The 21,526-nt window shown below is 47.2% G+C and carries 22 protein-coding genes; 15 read left to right on the top strand and 7 right to left on the bottom strand.

Going from position 1 to position 21,526, the window contains the following annotated elements; translation table 11 throughout:
• The first annotated feature begins 26 nt into the window (after positions 1-26).
• The 4 genes from ACO08K_RS22595 to ACO08K_RS22580 all read left to right on the top strand — a co-directional run bounded on the left by ACO08K_RS22595 (position 27) and on the right by ACO08K_RS22580 (position 3,557).
• Complete coding sequence (locus ACO08K_RS22595) at positions 27-737, top strand: hypothetical protein (RefSeq protein ID WP_421798742.1); 711 nt, start codon at positions 27-29, stop codon at positions 735-737.
• 258 nt (positions 738-995) lie between these two features.
• Positions 996-1,790: an MlaE family ABC transporter permease gene (locus ACO08K_RS22590; RefSeq protein ID WP_421798741.1), complete on the top strand. Its 795-nt coding sequence runs from the start codon at positions 996-998 to the stop codon at positions 1,788-1,790.
• Between the two features lie 3 nt (positions 1,791-1,793).
• On the top strand, positions 1,794-2,573 hold the full coding sequence (locus ACO08K_RS22585; protein ID WP_421798740.1) for an ABC transporter ATP-binding protein: 780 nt from the start codon (positions 1,794-1,796) through the stop codon (positions 2,571-2,573).
• 3 nt (positions 2,574-2,576) lie between these two features.
• On the top strand, positions 2,577-3,557 hold the full coding sequence (locus ACO08K_RS22580) for an MlaD family protein (protein ID WP_421798739.1): 981 nt from the start codon (positions 2,577-2,579) through the stop codon (positions 3,555-3,557).
• Between the two features lie 66 nt (positions 3,558-3,623).
• On the opposite strand, the gene ACO08K_RS22575 is transcribed toward ACO08K_RS22580, so the two are convergent.
• The 3 genes from ACO08K_RS22575 to ACO08K_RS22565 form a co-directional block, all read right to left on the bottom strand.
• Entirely contained in the window at positions 3,624-3,863 is a 240-nt protein-coding gene (locus ACO08K_RS22575) for a CBU_0592 family membrane protein (protein WP_421798738.1), read from the bottom strand.
• Between the two features lie 24 nt (positions 3,864-3,887).
• A complete protein-coding gene (locus ACO08K_RS22570; RefSeq protein ID WP_421798737.1) occupies positions 3,888-4,721 on the bottom strand; it encodes a Sir2 family NAD-dependent protein deacetylase in 834 nt (277 codons plus the stop codon).
• A gap of 290 nt (positions 4,722-5,011) precedes the next feature.
• Complete coding sequence (locus tag ACO08K_RS22565; protein ID WP_421798736.1) at positions 5,012-6,337, bottom strand: DASH family cryptochrome; 1,326 nt, start codon at positions 6,335-6,337, stop codon at positions 5,012-5,014.
• Positions 6,338-6,490: 153 nt separating this feature from the next.
• Between ACO08K_RS22565 and tilS the strand changes: the two genes are divergently transcribed.
• The 7 genes from tilS to ACO08K_RS22530 all read left to right on the top strand — a co-directional run bounded on the left by tilS (position 6,491) and on the right by ACO08K_RS22530 (position 14,020).
• Entirely contained in the window at positions 6,491-7,849 is a 1,359-nt protein-coding gene (tilS, locus tag ACO08K_RS22560) for a tRNA lysidine(34) synthetase TilS (RefSeq protein ID WP_421798735.1), read from the top strand.
• Positions 7,850-7,885: 36 nt separating this feature from the next.
• On the top strand, positions 7,886-8,959 hold the full coding sequence (locus ACO08K_RS22555; RefSeq protein WP_421798734.1) for a FlgD immunoglobulin-like domain containing protein: 1,074 nt from the start codon (positions 7,886-7,888) through the stop codon (positions 8,957-8,959).
• 240 nt (positions 8,960-9,199) lie between these two features.
• Positions 9,200-9,631 carry a type I restriction enzyme HsdR N-terminal domain-containing protein gene (locus tag ACO08K_RS22550; protein WP_421798733.1) on the top strand — a complete coding sequence of 144 codons (432 nt, stop codon included), beginning with the start codon at positions 9,200-9,202 and terminating at the stop codon, positions 9,629-9,631.
• A 51-nt stretch (positions 9,632-9,682) separates the two neighbouring features.
• On the top strand, positions 9,683-10,642 hold the full coding sequence (locus ACO08K_RS22545; RefSeq protein ID WP_421798732.1) for an NAD-dependent epimerase/dehydratase family protein: 960 nt from the start codon (positions 9,683-9,685) through the stop codon (positions 10,640-10,642).
• A gap of 235 nt (positions 10,643-10,877) precedes the next feature.
• Positions 10,878-12,065, top strand: a complete 1,188-nt coding sequence (gene kbl, locus ACO08K_RS22540; RefSeq protein ID WP_421798731.1) for a glycine C-acetyltransferase — start codon at positions 10,878-10,880, stop codon at positions 12,063-12,065.
• 137 nt (positions 12,066-12,202) lie between these two features.
• The gene (locus ACO08K_RS22535) at positions 12,203-12,775 is read left to right on the top strand and encodes an ankyrin repeat domain-containing protein (RefSeq protein WP_421798730.1); all 573 of its coding nucleotides are present in this window, start codon (positions 12,203-12,205) and stop codon (positions 12,773-12,775) included.
• Between the two features lie 498 nt (positions 12,776-13,273).
• On the top strand, positions 13,274-14,020 hold the full coding sequence (locus tag ACO08K_RS22530; RefSeq protein ID WP_421798729.1) for a hypothetical protein: 747 nt from the start codon (positions 13,274-13,276) through the stop codon (positions 14,018-14,020).
• A gap of 11 nt (positions 14,021-14,031) precedes the next feature.
• Here the strand turns inward: ACO08K_RS22530 and ACO08K_RS22525 are convergent, their stop codons facing one another.
• A complete protein-coding gene (locus ACO08K_RS22525) occupies positions 14,032-14,322 on the bottom strand; it encodes a hypothetical protein (RefSeq protein ID WP_421798728.1) in 291 nt (96 codons plus the stop codon).
• Between the two features lie 95 nt (positions 14,323-14,417).
• Between ACO08K_RS22525 and ACO08K_RS22520 the strand changes: the two genes are divergently transcribed.
• Complete coding sequence (locus tag ACO08K_RS22520) at positions 14,418-15,320, top strand: glycerophosphodiester phosphodiesterase family protein (RefSeq protein WP_421798727.1); 903 nt, start codon at positions 14,418-14,420, stop codon at positions 15,318-15,320.
• 13 nt (positions 15,321-15,333) lie between these two features.
• On the top strand, positions 15,334-16,872 hold the full coding sequence (locus tag ACO08K_RS22515) for a deoxyribodipyrimidine photo-lyase/cryptochrome family protein (RefSeq protein ID WP_421798726.1): 1,539 nt from the start codon (positions 15,334-15,336) through the stop codon (positions 16,870-16,872).
• Between the two features lies 1 nt (position 16,873).
• Here the strand turns inward: ACO08K_RS22515 and ACO08K_RS22510 are convergent, their stop codons facing one another.
• From ACO08K_RS22510 to ACO08K_RS22500, 3 genes are all read right to left on the bottom strand, one after another.
• A complete protein-coding gene (locus ACO08K_RS22510) occupies positions 16,874-17,998 on the bottom strand; it encodes a trans-sulfuration enzyme family protein (RefSeq protein WP_421798725.1) in 1,125 nt (374 codons plus the stop codon).
• Between the two features lie 136 nt (positions 17,999-18,134).
• Positions 18,135-18,920 carry a (Fe-S)-binding protein gene (locus tag ACO08K_RS22505; protein WP_421798724.1) on the bottom strand — a complete coding sequence of 262 codons (786 nt, stop codon included), beginning with the start codon at positions 18,918-18,920 and terminating at the stop codon, positions 18,135-18,137.
• A 65-nt stretch (positions 18,921-18,985) separates the two neighbouring features.
• Positions 18,986-20,311: a 4Fe-4S dicluster domain-containing protein gene (locus tag ACO08K_RS22500; RefSeq protein WP_421798723.1), complete on the bottom strand. Its 1,326-nt coding sequence runs from the start codon at positions 20,309-20,311 to the stop codon at positions 18,986-18,988.
• Between the two features lie 129 nt (positions 20,312-20,440).
• Between ACO08K_RS22500 and ACO08K_RS22495 the strand changes: the two genes are divergently transcribed.
• Both ACO08K_RS22495 and ACO08K_RS22490 read left to right on the top strand, forming a co-directional pair.
• A complete protein-coding gene (locus ACO08K_RS22495; protein WP_421798722.1) occupies positions 20,441-20,932 on the top strand; it encodes a phosphoribosyltransferase family protein in 492 nt (163 codons plus the stop codon).
• A gap of 73 nt (positions 20,933-21,005) precedes the next feature.
• Positions 21,006-21,497 (top strand): cohesin domain-containing protein, encoded by a 492-nt coding sequence (locus ACO08K_RS22490; protein ID WP_421798721.1) that lies wholly within the window; start codon positions 21,006-21,008, stop codon positions 21,495-21,497.
• Positions 21,498-21,526: the final 29 nt, after the last annotated feature.

Genomic DNA, 21,526 nt, shown 5'->3' with positions numbered 1-21,526 from the left:
TTGCCACTTGACTTTCAACCCTTGTCATGAAATCTAACCTCGACCTGCTCCTCGACCACTACAATTCCGAAGCAGACTGGCTTAAAACTCAACTCAAACAGTGTACCCAAGAATGGGATTACATTCAGGCCCAGGCATATGCCAATACCTTAGCAGAAGTTCAGCATAAGCTTTGGGTATTAAATCAACTGGCAGCTCCACTTACAGAAGAAATCAAACGTGCTGAAAAAAGGCTGGACTATTGGCAGAACAAAATTCAACGCTCCAGGGCAGAAGGTATACCCGAACACCAGATCGAACAATTCTTTGGTTATCCATTGGGCTTGGGCCAACAAAGGCTCTTGGATTTGCAGGAGCAACAAAAAAAGAAGCGTTTCTTCACGGATGCAGAGCAACTCGAAGAGGCCTTGGAATATTTGTTGCTCAATCGCTACCTAAGGCTCTGCATCAAAGAGAAAAAAGAAGAGAACTCAGTACTTGAATTGTATTGCAGCCCGGACAATTGCTTAAACATCATTTATCTCAAAGAGCTTCCAGATGATGAAGACAACGATTTTGGCCAAGAGTGGTCGGTATTAAAAAATCTGGGCTTTTCCTGGAAAGCCGACTACTTGACCTTGAGTATTCCAATCCCAACACCCAATTTCATCCAACTCAAAATGATCCTGGCTCAGTTGTTGTTTGACGTTGCTCAAATCCGCCCCGGCAGTCCAATGATTCTGGTTTTTGAGTTGTGAAGTATTGATGAAACGTTACTTCTTTTTTCTTACCAAGGTCACCAAAGACATCAACACCCGGGTCCCCTCCAAAAGCTTAAAGGGAATGGATCGATTTGGTCTGCACCGAGGACACCCCAGCCAAACCTGTGAATTCTACAACATTCCCTTGCATTTGTGTAAAACATTCCTCCCGGAAATACCCCACCTTTGTAGCATTGTGAAAACTCGTTTACAATTTTGTGAACTGAGGGTTTCAACAAGTTTACCAAACTTCAAATGATCAAAGGTGACACCCCAAAAATCATCTTTACAGAGCGGCTTGACCAATATTTTATGGGTGTTTATTCGGCCTATAAATTTGTAATTCGCTTTTTTAAAGAGGTATTTGTCCCTCCTTTCCACTTACGCGCCGTCATCGTTCAGTCTTACGAAATTGGAATCAAATCACTTGCGCTCATTTCTGTTACGGGTTTCATCATTGGCATCGTTTTCACGAAACAATCACGTCCTTCACTGGAAGATTTTGGCGCAGCCTCCTGGTTGCCCAATTTGGTAGGCATTGCCATCATCCGGGCCTTGGGCCCTGTCTTGACTGCGCTCATTTGTGCCGGGAAAGTGGGGTCGAGCATCGGAGCTGAATTGAGCTCCATGAAAGTTACCGAACAAATCGAAGCTATGGAGGTTTCAGCCATCAATCCCTTTAAATACCTGGTAGTTACTCGTGTCGTTGCCGCAACCATCATGGTCCCTTTGCTGGCCATGTATTGTGTTTTTATAGGGCTAATCGGCTCCTACATCAACGTACACGCCGCAGAAACCACCAGCTTCACCACTTTTTTTAAAGATGCCTTTTCAAGCATCACCTTTGTAGACTTATCCGCAGCTACCGCCAAAGCGACTGTTTATGGCTTTACGATCGGCATCATTGGGTGTTACAAAGGATTCAATGCCACCAAAGGGACCCACGGCGTGGGCAAAGCAGCCAATGAAGCGGTGGTATTGGCCATGTTCCTGGTTTTTTTGGAAGAGGTGATCATCGTTCAGGTGTCCAATTGGATGCGATATTTTTAACCCATGGAAAAAACCAATTCTGTAGCTCCCAACAGGCAGGCCGAATCAGTAATCTCAATCCAAGGGCTCCACAAATCATTTGGCGCGCTGGAAGTTTTAAAAGGTATTGATTTGACTGTGAATAAAGGCGAGAATGTGGCCGTACTCGGCAAATCTGGCTCTGGCAAGTCAGTGCTGATCAAAATTATTGTGGGTCTGTTGAAACCAGACCGTGGCACTATAAACGTGTTGGAAAAGGAACTTGAAGCATTGGACGGAAAAGAGTTGGATGAACTGCGCCTGCGCATCGGTTTTTCCTTTCAAAACAGTGCATTGTACGACAGCATGAATGTGTTCCAAAATCTGGCTTTTCCCCTGACCATGAATGTGAAACATCTCGCCAAAAAGGAGGTAGCCGATGCGGTGGAAGAAGCTCTTGAAGCAGTGGGACTGAAAGACAAAGCGGAGCGTATGCCGGCTGAATTGTCCGGGGGGCAACGAAAAAGGATCGGCATAGCCCGGGCTTTAATTTTGAAACCGGAAATCATGTTGTACGATGAGCCCACGGCTGGCCTGGACCCCATTACCTCCGCTGAAATCAATGAGTTGATCAACGAAGTGCAGGAAAAATACAATACCAGTTCCATCATCATTACTCACGACCTGACTTGTGCCAAAAACACCTGCAATCGCATCGTTATGCTGGTTGAAGGGAAGTTTTTACCAAGTGGGAAATTTGAAGAAATTTTTAAAACCGACAACCAACAGGTAAAAGATTTTTTCAGTTACAATTTCATCCAATAGACCATGCAAGATCCACAAAATAAACACGCAGTAATGGTGGGAGTCTTCGTTTTAGCGGGGCTTTTGCTTCTCGTCGTCGCAATCTTTATGGTCGGCGACATCAACGATACTTTCAAACGAAAAATAGAACTTGTCACTCTTTTTGACGATGTAAATGGCCTGGAGGAGGGCAACAACATCTGGTTTTCCGGGGTAAAAATCGGAACCGTAAGTAGCCTGGCTTTTTATGGCAAATCTCAGGTAGCAGTGGGCATGAAAATTGACACGAAACACCGACAATACATTAAAAAAGACTCCAAAATCAGAATCAGTGCTGATGGGCTCATTGGCAACAAAATATTGGTGATTTTTGGAGGCAACACCCGCGCCGGAGCAGTAGATGAAGGCGACACCCTACTGGTTGAAAAAACTTTTTCCTCTGAGGAGATCCTCAACATGTTCCAGGAAAACAATAAAAACGTGCTGGCTATCACCACAGATTTTAAAAACATCAGTAAAAAAATAGCTGCAGGTGAAGGCACCATTGGCAAATTGTTGGCCGAAAACACCTTGTACGATCAGCTCAACGCCACCACTGCTTCCCTACAAAAAACCTCGAGCAAGGCAGAGGTGTTTGCCAATTCCCTGGTGGATTTCAGCGCTGGCCTCAACAAAAAAGGTACCCTGGCATCAGAATTGACCACTGACACAACGGTGTTCAAATCTGTAAAAGCTTCGGTTGTTCAACTAAAACTAGCTACCGAAAATGCTGCCGCCATGGTGGCTAACCTCAAAGCCGTAAGTAGCAACCCCAATACACCGATGGGGGTCTTGATCCAAAACGAGCAATCGGGCACCCAAATGAAAGGCATCATCAAGAACCTGGAAGGCAGTTCCCAAAAATTGGAGGAAAGTATGGAAGCCTTGCAACACAACTTTTTGCTGCGCGGCTTTTTTAAGAAGAAGGCTAAAAAAGCGAAGCAGGATTCATTACTCTTGAAATAAATCAGGACATCCTTAACCTGACGAATAGGCCGATTCCGATAACCCATGCCCAGGATGAAGTGCTGGTCAACTACTAGGAGCATTCTTTTTCCTAAGCAACGCCACCAAAGAGACCAGCGCCCAAGTCCCTTCCAAAATCGTAAAGGGAATCGATTTGATCAGCACCGAGGATACACAAGCCAGACCTGCTCCGACCAAATTGATCCACATGTACAATCGGCTGTCATTGTCGAGCTTGTTGAACAAATTGAGGAGATAGGCGAGCAGGATGAGCCCTACGCCAAAGTAACCAATTAAGTCTGCCATATTGAGGTACTTTTAGGCCGCAAATTAAGATATAAAGTCTCTGATTTGTGCTTCAATCAAAGGTAAAACTTCGCCACTCTTTCCCTGAATCCAATATCCGTTTTTGGCCTTTTCCAATTGGCGGGTGAATTCATTCTCGCGTGGGTTGATGTCTACGACAACACTGGATTTGGCCAAAACGGTATCCACGATCCGTTTGGGTAAGTTGGTAGCTTCAGAGGTACCCACCAAAAACAGTAAGCTGGTTTCTTTGGCAATCCTCAAAACTGAATCCAGCTTGTAAAATTTTTGATTGTAGTATTCGTCAAACCAAAGCACGTGTGGCCGGGTCAATTCAGCACATTTGGGGCAACTCAATAATTTTACCCCATCTACCTGTAAATGGGTTTGTTCGCCCCGAGTTAGTATTTCTGTTGGAATTGGATAAAGTTCGTTGCTGCAGTTTGCACTGCAACGCATGTATCGCAAATCGCCATGGATCAAATACAATTGACTCACATCTAGTGGAGTTTGAAAATGCAATCCATCTACATTTTGGCTTATCAGCGCAAAACGATCCGGGAGGAGTTGTTGAATATTGGCTAAGGCAAAATGCCCAGGATTGGGTCGAGCTTGCTGGCACAAATGGATCCGGTACAAATACCAGTTCCACACTTGATGGGCATTGACATTGAACATTTGTAGGGTGCCCATTTCTTGTGGGGTGTAATTTTTTGAACCAATGGTCCAAAAACCATATACATCGCGAAAGGTGGGAATTCCACTTTCTGCCGACAAGCCAGCACCTACTAAAAATGAGATTTTCCTTTTACCAAGGAGCTGTGATTGGATTACATCGAGGACTTCGGTGTCAAGCATAGAATTTTCCTTTTACAATCCATCAACAGTCGTTTTAGTCACCTTGGTTCCCTAACGATGAGATGCCACACACTCTACTGGACATTTTTGTATTCTAGGAGCAGAGGACATGAATTGCCACGTGCTTTAGCTAGTGGATGGAATTGCCCTTCTTGTTTTGGGCTTTAGCCCAGCCTTAATTTTTAAGCTAGGGCTAAAGCCCAAATCCGTGGGCGTCTCATAACCCCAGGCTGAAGCCTGGGGCTATTCATGTCCTCCGAGCAAAATGTCCAGATAGTATGATAAAAGGCTCACACCGGTGAATACGCCAACTCCGGCAACCAATGCCGCACATAATCCCCATTCGGATCGTAACGTTTGGCCTGCGTTTCCATGTTGAAATAGCGGTCCTCCCGCGGATCGGAGCCTACCCCAGCCACGTAATTCCAGTTGCCCCAATTGCTGCACACATCGTAATCAATGAGCACTGATTCAAAGTATTCCGCGCCCATTTGCCAGTTTACCCCTAGATCTTTAACCAGGTAGCTCGCTACGTTTTGGCGGCCCCGATTGGACATAAAACCCGTATGTTTGAGTTCCAACATGTTCGCATCAACAAACGGGATGCCCGTTTTCCCATCAATCCAGGCCTGTAATGTCTCCGGGTCATTTTTCCATTTGGGATCGGCAACACCGCGGGTTCCTCCGATCTGGAAAATTTTACTCCCGTGTTTTTTTGCCATGAAGCGGAAAAAGTCTCGCCACAGGAGCTCAAAAAACAACCAATAAGTTGATTCATTGGCACCACGTGCTGCTTCGTAACGTTTTAGCTCGTGGTAAACCATCTTCGGCGAAAGGCAACCTTGGGCCAGCCAGGGGCTGAACTTGGAGGAATAATCCCCACCCAGCAATCCATTGCGGGTTTCTTTGTAATCTTTGATCAGGTTGCTTTCCCAGAGGTAGTAGTTCAGGCGTTTCAAACCTTCGGTTTCACCTCCTTTGAAGGATAAAACCGCGCGGGAATCCAGTTCAAAATCCTCATGCCCAAAATCGGCCAGAGTTGGGATTTCCCCCGGCGCAACCTCCACAGACCAGGGATTGAAGGTTTTGTCGGGCTTCGTCAAAGGTTCCCGTACGGGTACAATGCGTTCAACCTCTTTCCTAAATTGGGTAAACACATCGGGAGTATGTTGCACCGGGAAGGGCAAATCGGCGGTGTAGTACAACATTTTACCCCGATTGTAGCGCATTTCCTGGCCAATACTCCAGAGTTTTTGCTCCAGCGTATCTTGTACCTTTAGTTCTTCTGCGGTGCGTTCCCGGTTGCAGAAAATCCAGCTCGTTTTATATTCTTTAGCCAGTTCGAAAAGCACCTCCTCGGGTTTGCCTACTCGTACGATCAATTCACAATTGAGTCGACGTAACGATTGGCGCAAATCCGCTACACTCTCCAGGATAAACTTGGTGCGGTACTTACCCGTTTTGGGGAAACCAAAATTGGTTTGCCTTTTAAAAACTCGTTCATCAAAAACGAATACGGGAATTACTTCATACACATTGCGGAGTGCATCCTGGAGTGCTTCGTTGTCGTGCAAGCGCAAATCCTGCCGAAACCACACAATGGCTCTTCTTCTCATGGTCAATCATCCTTTTTGTACTGGTGTTGGGCTCGACAAATACAACAAAAGCGTTGGGGGCTGGTTTAGGAATGCAAAGGAAATTTTTAAAAAATCAATTTCAGTGACGACCTTTGTACAATTGGCTTGCCAATACTGTACAATTGATGAATCATGTTAAAAGCATTTCAGGATTATTTATCGGAGCTACTTCGGGACAACCCTGCCAATTACCGTTTTTTATTGGCCATCAGTGGTGGTAAGGATTCCATTGTTTTAGGAGATCTGTTTTTTTGTGCAGGTATTCCCTTTGGCATCGCCCACATGAATTTTCAATTGCGTGGTGAGGCTTCCGATGGGGATGAACGTTTTGTACAAGCTTTTGCCAAACGCTGCGAGGTGCCCTGCTTTACCACGGCGATAAACACCAAAAATTACGCCGCTGAGCAGCAATTGTCCACCCAAATGGCCGCCCGCAAAATACGATACATTTGGCTCGAACAAATCCGCCAGGAAGAGGGCTTCGACTTCATCGTCACCGCCCACCACCTCAACGATTCGGTAGAAACCATCCTTTACAATTTCACCAAAGGAAGTGGCATCAAAGGTATGTTAGGCATTCCCACCGTTAATGGCCGGGTGATCCGCCCTTTGTCTTTTGCTACCCGCCAAGAGATCGACGCCTATTATAACCAGGAAGCGTTGGTGCATCGCGAGGATGCCAGTAATGCGGAATCGGGCTATGCCCGCAACTGGATTAGGCATGAAGTGGTACCCAAACTCCAGAAATTGAACCCTTCCTTCGAACAAACCGTAAGCCGCAATCTGGTGTATTGGCAACAAATCAACGCCTGGTTTGAGCAGGAAGCCCAACAAATCAAGGCCCAAATCTGGCACAGCTCCCCTCTCCGCCATACGCTGCAACTCAGCTCCATTCAAAGCCATCCAGCCTTGTTGACTTTGTTGTTTCATTGGCTGCAAGGTTTTGGTTTTGTCGCGGAGCAAATCAGCGGCATCCATACAAGTGTTTTGGAGCAAAAGCAGGGCAAATTGTTTTTGAGCAAAAGCCATAAAGCGCTCATCCATCAAGGCAATTTGATCATCGAAAGCCAAAGCACCCTGCCGGGCCACCCTCAATTGTGGACAGCCGGGGACTCTAGCCTGTCGCTGGACGGACAAAAAATAACAATTTCAACATATACAAAAGGCCCAATATCAATCCCTCATCAACCCGACATTGCCTGGATGGACGCTGACGAGTTGAGCTTCCCTCTGGAGCTGCGGCACTGGCGTGCAGGTGATGTGTTTTACCCCCTGGGAATGTCCGGAAAACCTAAGAAAATTCAGGATTATTTCACCGATGAAAAGATTGATCGTTTTGCCAAAGAACGCATTTGGTTGCTGGTAAATGGCGACGGAAGAATCATTTGGGTGCTCGGTTTCAGGGTGGATGATCGCTTCAAAATTCGGGAAAGCACCACCCAGTTCGCCCAATTCCAACTAACATCACTGCTTGATTTATCAAAAGAATAAGCTAATTTTGGAAAAGCAAAAATCAACCCACCGATTATGAAACAGATCATTTACTTGCTCGTTTTTTTGGCAATCGCCACTGCAGCAAACAGTCAGACGACCAACATCACTGTCCCAAAAACCCAAAAAGGCGTAGTAACCAAGCTCGCGGCAACCTGGTGCCCGTTTTGTGGTTCGGAAGCCTGGGATACCTACAAAAACATGGTAAGCGACCTGAGTTCAAAGTCGCTGGTTATGGTAGCACATCGCAGTACGACCAGTCGCTTGTACAGCGCAACTGCTGAAAAGGTGCTAAACGCTTACGAGCCCGTTTTTTATCAACCTTATTTCTTCTTCAATACCAAGTTGATCGGAGAAGGAGATGCTGCTACGAGTAATGAAATGAAAAAGCAGGTCGACAATTTTGCCGTTGCAGCTACTACACCTATCGCCCAAACGGGTTTGTCCGTGAAGTTCAATCCTACTACCCGCGATTTGGAAGTAAACGCCAAAACGGAGTTTTTCAAAACATCTACTGGCAATTATTTCACTGGGATTTATTTGATTGAAAAATCGGTGATTGAGCAACAATCCAATCGGGGTTCCATGGCCGAACACCTCAACGTGCTGCGCACCCATTTTGGCACCAGTGAATTTGGTTTTGAAATTGGTTCTGGTACCATGATGAACGGCTTCTTTAAAACCATTTCGACCAAAACTACCCTTTCAAGCAAAATCAACCCTGCCAATATCATCATTGCCAGTATTCTTTGGCAAAAAACCGGCGACAACACCTACAGCATAGTCAACGCCAACTGGACCGACCAGGTGAGCAGCGTGACCACCAGCGTAAAGGAGAATCAAGCCTTAAAAGCAACCTATACCATTAGCCCCAACATCGTTCAGGAAAAAGCCAACCTGGAGTTCAACCTGCCCAAAGCGGGCAAAAACGTATTGGTACAAGCATACGACGTTAAAGGCCAGGTGGTCGCGACCATTTTCAGTGGCAGTTTGCCCGCTGGCAAGCACCAGTTTCAATTGAATCGCCAACAATTGAGCAGCAAAGGGCTTTATTTTGTACGTTTACAGGTGGATGGGCAGTTTGCAACCAGACAAGCGGTGGTGCAGTAATTTTAAATTTCTTTTGAAATTAATCTTACCTAGTCTTTTGTTTTTGCCTTGCTAAGGTGATTCCTTGAGTGCCTGAGGTTTCTTAGGTGGTGAATTAATATTTTTTTACCACCTAAGAAACTTTAGAAACTGAAGATTCACCTCAGGTGATTTGCCTAAGATACCCCGGCAGTTAAATTGGCGTTGGCTTATTTTCGAGATTTGCCATACCTTCCGAACGTATTTTTTAAACTGCGCCAGATGGATTTTTTGACCTACACCGACACCCTCCAAATCAAACTCCAGGATCAAAAGCGCTACATCTTTGATCCCATCCGCAAAAAGTGGCTGGTGCTCCAACCCGAAGAATTTGTCCGCCAACTCATCGTCCAATACCTCCTCCAAAACAAAGGTTACAACCGCAACCGCATCGCCATCGAACGCGGCATCAAAGTCAATGGCCTGGCCAAACGTTGTGACATCCTCGTGTACGATCAGGACATGCAACCCTTCTTGTTGATCGAATGTAAAGCACCCGAAATCCCGCTCGACGCCAATGTTTTTCACCAAATGGCCGTGTACAACATGCAATTGCGCGTACCTCACCTGATGATGAGCAACGGAGAAGCAAGTTACATTTGCAAAATTGATGTCGAAAATCAGGAATATACCCTCCTCCAAGACTTGCCTTAAAGCCTTCCAGATTATACCTTTGCTCTTACTTACTTTGTAGCCTAACCAAAAATGACCAAAAAAACCATCCTGATTACCGGGGCCGGAGGGCAGATCGGCTCGGTACTGACCAAAACACTGCGCGATACTTATGGCGCCAATTCGGTAATTGCTACCGACATCCGCAGCACTGAATTGGGCGATGGCCCCTTCGAGTTGCTGGATGTACTCAACGGCAACCGTTTACACGAATTGGTGAACCGTTACCGGGTTACGGAAATTTACCACCTGGCCGCCATCCTTTCTGCCCGTGGGGAGCAAAACCCCAAAATCGCCTGGGACATCAACATGGACAGCCTGTTTAATGTGCTCGATGCGGCTAAAGAGCGCAACCTCAAGGTGTTTTTCCCCAGCTCCATTGCGGCATTTGGTCCCAATACGCCCAAAGTCAACACCCCTCAGGATACCATTACCCAACCTACCACGGTGTATGGCATCAGCAAAGCAGCGGGCGAAAACTGGTGCCAGTATTATTTCCTCAAATATGGTCTGGATGTACGTTCGGTGCGTTTCCCCGGCATCATCGGCTACCAATCGCTTCCGGGCGGTGGTACTACCGATTACGCGGTTGACATTTACCACAAGGCCATCCTGGGTGAAGATTTTACCTGCTTTTTAGGGCCGGATACCCGCCTGCCGATGCTCTACATGGATGATGCCATTCAGGGGGTATTGCAACTAATGAGTGCCCCTAAGGACAAACTCAGTATACGCACCAGCTACAACCTGGCCGGAGTGTCCTTCACCCCTGCTGAAATCAGTGCCGAAATCCAAAAACACCACCCTGATTTCAAGATCCACTACGCGCCCGATTTCCGTCAGGCCATCGCGGATTCATGGCCACAAAGCATTGATGATCAACAGGCCCGCCAGGACTGGAACTGGCAGCCTCAATTCGATTTGGCTCGCATGACTGCGGATATGTTGAGCCATTTGCAAGAACAATATTTGGTGGGGGTAGAGAAGGGCTAATTATGAGTTATCTCAAATTTCACAGGACACAACCAAAGCAACATTTTTATTGCCACAAAGACACAAAGACACAAAGACACGAAGACGCAAAGTTAGACGTTGACAGCGCTTCTCTTTGTGTCTTTGAGCCTTTGTGGCAAAAAATAAAAATGTCGCTTTGGTGATTTTTGAAACTTTGGGATAACGAACTGTTAAACCTTCTCACCCCTCCCTCAACCTCCTCAACCATTCATACATGTACACTGCTCAAACCAGCCTGGAACAAGAACTACAAGACCTGCGCGACGCGGGCCTCTACAAGTCCGAGCGCATCATCACCAGCCCACAGGGGGCGGAAATTGCCCTGAATTCGGGCAAAGAAGTGCTCAACTTTTGCGCCAACAACTACCTCGGTTTATCAGCGCACCCCGAAGTAATCAAAGCGGCCAAAGAAGCCATCGACACCCACGGCTTTGGCATGTCTTCGGTGCGTTTCATTTGTGGCACGCAGGACATCCACAAGGAATTGGAGCAAAAAATCGCCGAGTTTTTGGGCATGGAGGACAGCATTCTCTACGCCGCTGCCTTTGACGCCAATGGTGGCTTGTTCGAACCCCTGCTCGGTGCCGAAGATGCCATCATTTCCGACGAGCTCAACCATGCCTCCATCATCGACGGCATCCGACTCTGCAAGGCCGAGCGCCACCGCTACCGCCACAACGACATGAACGACCTGGAGGACAAACTCCAAAAAAGTGCAGGTGCCCGCCGCATCCTGATTTCCACCGATGGTTGTTTTTCCATGGACGGCACAATTGGGCAATTGGATAAAATATGCGACCTGGCTGAACGATACAACGCCATGGTCATGATCGACGAATGCCACGCCACCGGCTTTTTGGGCAAAACCGGCCGTGGAACTCACGAATACCGCAACGTCATGGGTCGGGTAGACATCATCACAGGCACCCTGGGCAAAGCCTTGGGCGGTGCGTCAGGTGGCTTTACGGCTGCGCGCAAAGAAGTCGTGGAGTTGCTGCGCCAACGTTCGCGTCCATATTTGTTTTCCAATACTTTGGCGCCGTCTATTGCTGGCGCTTCGATCAAGGTGCTCGATTTGTTGAGTTCTTCCACTGCCCTGCGCGACAAACTGGAAGCCAACACCAAATACTTCCGCACCGCCATGACCGCAGCGGGTTTTGACATCCTGCCCGGTGAGCACCCCATCGTGCCCATCATGCTGTACGATGCCAAACTGGCGCAACAGTTCGCCGCCCGGCTCCTGGAAGAAGGTATTTATGTGATCGGCTTCTTTTATCCGGTGGTGCCACACGGCAAAGCGCGGATTAGGGTGCAGTTGTCGGCTGCGCATGAGTTGGGGCATTTAGAAAAGGCAGTGGCGGCGTTTACAAGTGTAGGGGGAGAATTGGGGGTTTTGAAATAAAAAATTTGATTTAAAATTTCTATTCAACTATATTTATAGTCAAACCATTTAATCAAAGGGCAGAAGGAAAACAATCAGGATTTAAAAGTCTTGTGTCTCCTTTTGCCCTTTTCTTCTTATCCCAAAATAGCTTCAGCATGGCAAGTATAGATGATTTTGTGGGATACATCGAGCTTCACGATGTAATGTCTATTCAAAACAGCTTCAGAGACGGATTAGACCCCAATAGCCTGTTCCGTGGAGAGCCCTTAATCTTTGAACTCACCAGCGAGTACACGCGTGGGCCTCGATTTACGGCTTGTGTAAAAGCATTTGTGGATGCCGGGTTAGCACTAGAGGACTCCCTTTTGCCAGTCCTTTTACAAGATGATGGAGTGGGTTTAGCAGAAATGTTACAAAAGGATCCAGCCCTGTTGCACAAAAATTACACTCTGCGTTGTGCCTATACGCCCTTGCTCAAAGCTAGTTTATTGCACCTCTGCGCGGAATACAACCTTGTCGCTTGTGCTCAGGTGTTGATTGAAGCCGGGCTCAGTGTAGATACGCCCGCTGACCTTGATGAACAGGGTTTGGGTGGCCAAACCCCAATTTATCATACGGTCAATCAAAATGGGCACCAGTCTAAAGCTGTTTTTGAATTGCTACTGAATGCTGGGGCAAATTTGCAACATCAGGTCAAAGGACTGATTTGGGGCCAAGGCTACCCTTAGGAAACCTTGATTCCTGCCATTAATCCGATCAGTTATGCGATGATGGGGCTTTTGCCGCAGATGCATCGGAATGAAGAGACGATTGCCGAGGTGGTGGGGATATTGATGAAGGCGGCGTATGGAATAGAGGATGTGGTTAGAAATGTGCCGAATGTATACTTAAGATGAGTCCTACAGAGTTTTAATTCGAAGAAAGCAGCCAGAATCACGGAGTGATTCAATCTTGAATAGCCGCAGTCGTCCGCGGAAAATGGAAAAGAGAGGGTTCTCCAACCGCGGGAGCGGTTGAACAAATCGTGGCAAAATTCAACCGCTCCCGCGGTTGCGAAACCTAGCAAAACCCTTAAACCCGCGGACGACCGCGGCTATTCAAGATTTAACCGCTCCCGCGGTTGGGGTTTCAATATTCAGAGTGATTCATGTTGTTTTAGAAAATAAGTATTGATCACACTATATTATAGTCTTATGATTTTTGTAAAAAAACTCAAAAGCAAACAAATGATTGACAAAGATTTACACCCTCAATTAATTGACTCAAAGTCTATTCTCATCCTTTTTCTTCTTTGGATTTGCAGCTGTTCACACAGTACAAACAGCAACAATATTTTATCAGAAAATAAGCTAAACACGGATGAAGGAATAGCCTACCCCATGCTGAAAGATTCCTTGAAAATTGGAGAGGAAATTTATTACGTCTGTCAGGACGACCCGATGAAGATTATTGAACATCAGCTCAATAGCGTTCTGTTTATCCTAAACCAATCCAAAGATACGGTATACAAACACAATGATTTCGCATCAAATGGCTTTGAAATAATTGATTTTGATGAAGATGGTACTTCTGACATTCGTTTGCATGAGATTTCAGGTGTTGGAGGTCTAAGTGAATTAATTTTTTTTGACCCTAAAAACAAGGTTTTTAAACCCATTAAAGGCTTTATTCAATTTTCTGAGCCTACCAGAATTAAAAAAACAAAATACTGGTATTCTTACGAAAGAAGTGGTTGTGCTGACTTGAACTGGACAAGCTACTTGTTTTACATCAAAGATTTTCAAGCAATCCAAATTGGAGAAATAAGTGGCAGGGGCTGTTCGGGTGAATCAGAAAATGGCATTTTTGTATACAAAATTATTCAAAACCAGGCTCTTCTAGTAAAAAAATACCCGAGGGAAGCCGGGTATTATGGCGACAAATGGGAATTCATTGAAGCTTATTGGAACAACAGTTACCAACAATTTGAATGATCGATGCTTGCTCAGTGCGCCAAAAACCATTCCACCATTTCCCGCCATTCCTGCTCTAAACCATACGAGGGCCGCTTCCGTCCCGCCCGGTTATACCAATAATCGGCATTCCAGATGTCCCCTTCCTTGCGGTGCAAATAAGCGTGTACCCAGGAACCTTCTTTGGAATGGACATCCTGCGCAATGTTGTGCGAAGCATCCCAATCGCCACGGCCTTCGTGCCAAAGGGCCAGGAGCAATGAATTGGAAAAGGAAGGTGGTGTAGTCGACTGCAATGAAGTTTGGAAAGTACTGAAATCCATGCCAGCTTATTTTTGATCAAAACCTGGTTTCAAAGGTAAGGCATGTTCCCGAACCTACAAAAAGCAAGTATCTTTCGGCTTGAATTCTATCCAGCATGAAAAACACCCTGCTTCTTTTGATGCTTTGCATTTTGGCTTTTGTCTGGACTAGTTCGGCAAAGATAGGCCAAAGCAATAGTGAATCCTGCCAGCCAAAAGACTTTGCTGCGCTCAAAGCCTTCTTCCGCTACAACCCCAAACAAAATACCCCATTCATCATGGCCCATCGCGGTGGACCAGCCGAGGGTTTTCCCGAAAATTGCCTGGCTACCTTCCGACACACCTTGCAACAGGTGCCTTGCCCGCTTATCGAATTTGATGTGCGCATGAGTAAGGACAGCGTCCTACTACTCGCGCACGACGATGAACTGGAGCGAATGAGTAATGGCACAGGTTTCGTCAGCAAAAGTTTGTGGAAAGATTTGAAGGCATTGTACCTGAAAAATGAGGAAGATCAAGTGAGCGCCTATCATCCGCCACTTTTTAAGCAGGCTCTGGATTTTTTACGGAAAAAATCTTGCATTTTGATCATTGACAATAAACCGGGCACAGCCATTGATTTGGTTTTGCAGCAGATCACGCGGGCGAAGGTTGACAATCAGGCGGTATTGATTTGTTACAGTTTGAAAGACGCAGAATACGTTTATCGGAAAAAACCAAACCTGATGCTGGCACTGGGTTTTAACCAGGAGTCCCAAATTGCGGCCATTGAAAAATCGGTTATCCCGAAAGACCAACTCGTAGCCCTCACTCCTCGGGACATCCAGCCCGCAGGCTATTATGGGCGCATTCATGCGTTGGGCATCAGCTGTTCCCTGGGCACCAATGGGAATATTGATACTTTACCCTCGGCCGATAGCAAAGCGCTGTATTGGGAACGCTTTAGGGCTGGGGCGGATATCATTTGTACGGATCGGCCGGTGGAAGTGGCCAGGATTTTTGGAACAAACAAGCAATAAAATCTAAACATTTTTGGATATCCGGCATTTAGCCTACATGTCCAAACCTACCATCAACATCATCTGGTTCAAACGCGATCTCCGCTTACAGGATCATGCTGCCCTGGCACAAGCTGTTGCCGATGGAATCCCTTGTTTGTTGTGGTATTGTTTTGAGCCCAGCCTGATGGTAGCCCCCGAAACGGACTTGCGCCACTTGCGCTTTGTTTACGAAAGCCTGCAAGATTTGCAGCAACAGCTCCAGGCTTACCAGAAAAAAATCTATTGGGTGCACAGCGAGGTGGTTCCCAGCCTGGAAAACCTGAGCGAGCATTACCTGATTAAACACCTGTACAGCCACGCCGAAACGGGCATCAAACAAACCTTTGACCGGGACAAGGCGGTCAAAAAATGGTGCCTGGAATATGGGATCCAATACCGTGAATTCCCACACGATGGTGTCATCCGGGGGCGAAAACATCGACGCGGCTGGGTTGATCAGCTGGAAAAATCCTACTTCAAAGCTCCATTAGCCCAACTTGATTTATCTCGGCTGGATACCCTGGAACTCCCCGAAAAACTACTGAAAGAATGGGCTTATCCACCCCTCCCTGTCGCCATCCAAACTCCCCAGGAAGGATTCCAACCCGGTGGCGAAACCACAGCCTGGCGCTACCTCCATTCCTTTTTTCAGGAGCGGGGCAAAAACTATAGTTTGCAATTGTCCAAACCCGCTGCCAGTCGAATCAGTTGCAGCCGCTTGTCGCCTTACCTGGCTTATGGCTGCATCAGCTCCCGGTCGGTCATGCAATTGTTGAGGGGCGATTTGCCCAAAAAAGCGGGTACCTGGAACCTCAAAAACTTCCGTTCGCGCTTGTGGTGGCGCTCCCACTTTATTCAAAAACTGGAATCAAACTGGCGGATAGAGTTTGAACCCATCAATCCGGTTTTTAATCAACTGGAAAGATTGACCGAAGGGCCTTTCCTTGAAAATTGGAAGTCGGGACAAACCGGATTCCCGATGATAGATGCGTCCATGCGCTGCTTGCAAGCCAATGGTTGGGTCAATTTTCGCATGCGGGCAATGTTGGTGTCGTTTGCTTCCTTTGCCTTGTGGTTGGATTGGCGGCCAGTAGCTGTTCACCTGGCGCGTTTGTTTCTGGATTTTGACCCGGGCATCCATTACCCGCAAATCCAGATGCAGGCCGGGTTAACGGGTTACCATACCCTGCGGATTTACAACCCCGCCACCCAAGTCACCAAACACGATCCAGAAGGCGTTTTTATCAAAAAATGGATACCTGAACTCCAGCATGTCCCTGCATCCCATTTGGCTGAGCCCTGGAAAATGACGCCGATGGAACAAAGTTTTTATCATTGTAAAATTGGCCAGGATTACCCAGCTCCGCTGGTTGATTTTGAATCAGTTATCACCATCAACAAAGACCGCTATTGGCAATTGCGACAAAGTGCAGCAGCCAAACAGGCCTTGCCAAAGTTGTTGGAACAATTTTGTGTTCCCAAGGATATTGTGAAGTACCAACAGGAGACCAATACTTACGTGCAGGAGTAATTTACAACTTCCCCAGCGCCTGCTCAAAATCCGCCACCAAATCCCCAATAAATTCAATCCCCACCGAGATGCGCAGCAAATTATCCGGGCTTCTTGGATTTGCCCCTTCAGCAGTCCGGCGGTGTTCAATTAAACTTTCCACCCCGCCCAAACTAGTGGCATGGGCAAATATTTGCAGGTGTTCGGCCAGTTGAATGGCCTTTTCTTTGCCTCCTTTCACTTCAATGGACAACATGCCCCCAAAACCGTGCTGCATTTGTCTTTTGGCCACTTCATGATTCGGATGGGAAGGTAAGCCAGGGTAATACACCCGCTCAATGGCAGGTTTCCCATGTAAAAACTGCGCCAAAACCTGCGCGTTGCTCGCGTGTACAGGCATGCGCAAGGGGAAAGTGGCCAAACTGCGGTTCAACAACCAGCAGTCAAATGGTGAAGGTACTCCCCCACCCGCGCTCTGGATCGAGCGCAAGCGGGCACCCAAGGCCCCTTTTTCTTTCAATATCAAAGCTCCTCCCAAAATATCGGAATGCCCCCCAAAATACTTGGTGGTGGAATGCATGACCAGGTCACATCCCAATTCAAAAGGTCGTTGAAAAAAGGGTGTCGCCCAAGTATTGTCACAGGCTACGGTGATGCCCTTTTCAGCTCCTAGCTTGGCGATAGCCTGAATGTCAAATATTTTGAGTTTTGGATTGGTCGGCGTTTCGATCCAGATCAATTGGGTTTCCGGACGAATGGCATCAGCTACATTGCTCACTACACTCATGTCTACCTCTTCAGCATTGATTTGCCAGCCCTGGTACACTTGTGACAAAAGGCTGCGAATGCCGTGGTAACAATCATCTGGAATCAGTACATGCGCACCTGGCTCCAAAATAGCCTGAAATGCCGCATAAGCCGCTGCCTGGCCGGAAGCAAAGGCAATGGCCTCAGCTCCACCTTCCAGAATGGCCAGCTTGGTTTCCAGGCTGATCCGGTTGGGATTTTCGCTACGGGTGTAGATGTGCTCGCGCGGCACCCCATTTTCCCGCTCAAAGGTGGTACTCAGGATAATCGGCTGGCTCACCGAACCGAATTCTTTTTCGATGGTATAGCCTGCGTGAACGGCTTGGGTATTCAGGTGCATTGGGAAAAGTTGAAGAGTTGAGAAGTTGAAGAGTTGAGAAGTTGGGAAGTTGAGGAGTTGAGGAGTTGAGGCTACCGCAGCGACGTGGACATAGTCCTTGTCTAAGTCACCGCGGTAGCCTAAAATTCTCAACTTCTCAACCCTTCACCATACTATCCACAATCAATTCCGCCAGATCATACACCATGACATCGTCCTGCTTGTCTTTGGCTTTGACGCCGTCCTGCATCATGGTCAGGCAGAAAGGGCAATTGGCGGCAATTACTGTAGCACCTGTTCCGAGGGCTTCTTCGGCACGCTCCAGGTTGATGCGTTTTTCACCGGGTTCATCTTCTTTGAACATTTGTGCTCCACCCGCTCCGCAGCACAAACCATTGGTTTTGCAGCGTTTCATTTCCACCAGCTGGGCATCCAGCGAAGCCAAAACACTACGTGGCGCTTCGTATACCCCATTGACCCGGCCTAGATAGCAAGAGTCGTGGTAGGTGATTTTTTTACCCTTAAAAGTTCCTCCTTCCTGCATTTTGATCCGACCGGTGTTGATCAGTTCTTGCAGGAGTTGGCTGTGGTGCACCACTTCGTAGTTGCCCCCCAAGGCCGGGTATTCGTTCTTCAAGGTATTGAAACAGTGTGGACAAGCCGTCACTATTTTTTTGACATTGTAGCCATTCAGGGTTTGAACGTTCTGCAGGGCCAGCATCTGGAACACAAACTCGTTGCCCGCTCGGCGTGCAGGGTCACCCGTACACATTTCTTCGTTGCCCAAAATGGCAAAGGGCATCCCCACAGCGTCCAAAATCTGGCAAAAAGCCTTGGTTACCTTTTGCGCCCGGGCATCAAAACTCCCGGCACAACCTACCCAAAACAATATTTCCGGCTCGCGGCCTTCGGCGGCCATTTCGGCCATGGTGTAAACCTTCATAATGATGAATTATGAATGATGAATGATGAATCCCACGTAGGCATTCATCATTCATCATTCATGATTTATAATTCACTTTTCCACGCTTCCCGTTCAACCGACATCGCCCAAACCGCTCCGTTGTTTTCCAGGCTGTTGAACATGGGTAGCCATTCGGATGGACCTTCGGAAAGGCTGAGTATTTCGTAGCGACGTAATTTCAGAATGGGCTCCAGAGGGTTAATCAATACCGGGCAAGCTTCTACGCAGGCATTACAAGTGGTGCAAGCGTGGATTTCCTCCCGGCTGATGTAGTCGAACAGGCTGCGGCCATCGTCAAAGTTGGCAGCACTTAGCGCTTGTGATTTGTCTTTGGCGTATTGAGTATCCTTGCTGTCCAGCTTCTTACCGATTTCATCTGCCCGGTCGCGGATGTCCATCACAATTTTGCGCGGTGACAACTTTTTACCCGTCAGGTTGGCTGGGCAAACAGAGGTACAACGCCCACATTCCGTACAACTGTAAGCATCCAGCACGTTTTTCCAGGAAAGGGAAAAAACGTCGTTGGCTCCAAATTCGAGGTTTTCCATGTTGACTTCAGCGCCAGCGTTTTCTACCGGCAGGCCTAACATGTTTTTCACCTCATTCATCACCTCGGGCATGTTGTCCATTTCACCACGGGGTTGCAAACGGGCGAAGTAGGTATTGGGAAAAGCTAGAATGACGTGCAAGTGTTTGGAAAAAGGCAGGTAATTCAAAAAGGCAAATACCACCAGAATATGTCCCCACCAGCCAATGCGTTCCATCAAGTGCAGAGTGCCTTCGCCAGTGCCATCCCAGATGGGTGATAAAAACTGGCTTACCACAAATCCGTATTCATTCTGATGCCGCGCCATATCCGCACTGTTCATCAGGAAAATAAAGAAGATCAGCGCCAATTCCAGGAAAAGGATGTAGTTGGCGTCTTTAAAAGGCCAGCCTTTCATTTCTGGTTTGTGGAAACGCGCCAGGCGCAGGATGTTGCGACGGGCCAAAAAGGCGATAGTGGCCACCAAGGCCAAAACCGACAAAATTTCAATAAAACTGATCACGAAGGTGTAAAAACCACCCAAGGGAGGCCAAAAAACCCGGTGTTGTCCAGTAATTCCATCCACAAAAATTTCGATCAACTCAACCTGCGTAATCACGAAGGCAACATAAATGAAGAGGTGCAACACCGCAGGAATCATACGGCTGAACATCTTTTTTTGGCCCAGGGCGATCAGCAACACATTGCGCCAGCGTTCCGCGCTGTTGCCGCTTATGGATTCGTCTTTACCCAACTTGATGTTCCGGCGGATTTTGAGGAACTGCATGGCAGCATACCCCAAGGAGGCTCCGGCTATCAACACAAAAAGGACTTGTTGTATCATCGATGTATGTTCTGTTGGCTCAAAATTAGCGAATTTTCGCTAAAATACAATCCTGACATTTTTTTCCAAAATTCCCGACAGGATAAATTAATTTTGATGCAAAATAGGAACTGTACTAAACATTTCTGCATGAAAATTCTGGAGCACAAGCAGATTGAGCAAAAGGTAAGCCGATTGGCCATTGAAATCCTGGAGCACAACATTGAAGAAGAGGGGCTAATTCTAGCTGGCATCAACAATCGAGGGATGGCCTTGGCTCGAATGCTGGCTGAACGCATCCAGAAAATCAGCAAATTGCCGATTCTACTAACCAATATTCGCCTCAATCCGGCCGCGCCAATGGAGAAACCGGTAGAGATCGATTTGCCGATTGAAGAGCTGACAGGAAAGTCTATCATTGTGGTGGACGATGTCGCCAACTCTGGACGCACTTTATTGTACGCCTGCAAGCCCATTCTTGAAACCCTGCCCAAAAAATTGGAAATTGCCGTATTGGTGGATCGCACCCATAAATTTTTTCCAGTTCAAGCCGATTACGTGGGTCTTTCCCTGGCTACTACGCTAAAAGAAAACATCCTGGTTGAAATTGGAGAGGGCGAGATGGCGGCATTCCTTGAATAATAGATTCTCCAAGCCAAGTCTCTGGTGAAATATCCAGGTTCTATTTTCGTTTTTGACAAAAATTTCCATGAATATGTACTTAAAGAACATTTTGATCACCCTGACTTTCTTGGCCATTGCCGGGCTGAGTTTTGCCCAATCCAGTGCGATTACCTTAAAAGCAGAGAAAAAAACGGCTGCACCTGGCAGCAAGGTCTGTGTCAACATCAGCGTGGATAATTTCAGCAAAATGTTGGCTACACAGTACTCATTGAAGTGGGATCCCAAAGTGCTGGAATATGCCGGGGTGCAGGGTTTTAAATTGCCTTACCTGACCAAGGACAACTTTGGCACTGTGGGCATTAAAAAAGGTTTTTTGACCGTGGTATGGATTGAAAATAACCTCAAGGGTGCGGACCTGGCCAATGGCGCGGTGATGTACCAGGTTTGTTTCACCGTCAAAGGTAAAGCAGGCAGCAGCAGTAGCATTGCTTTTTCGCCTACCCCTACTCCTTACGAGGCAGTCAACAGCAAAGAGCAATTGGCTAAGGTCTCGGTAGTGAATGGTTCGGTGAGTGTGAAGTAGAGCAAATTCGGCTCCTTAATCCTCCGAGA

The sequence above is a fragment of the Haliscomenobacter sp. genome (assembly GCF_965225875.1).
Lineage (GTDB): Bacteria > Bacteroidota > Bacteroidia > Chitinophagales > Saprospiraceae > Haliscomenobacter.
The sequence above is the reverse complement of the archived record's forward strand: the minus strand, read 5'-3'. Positions and strand labels throughout refer to the sequence as shown.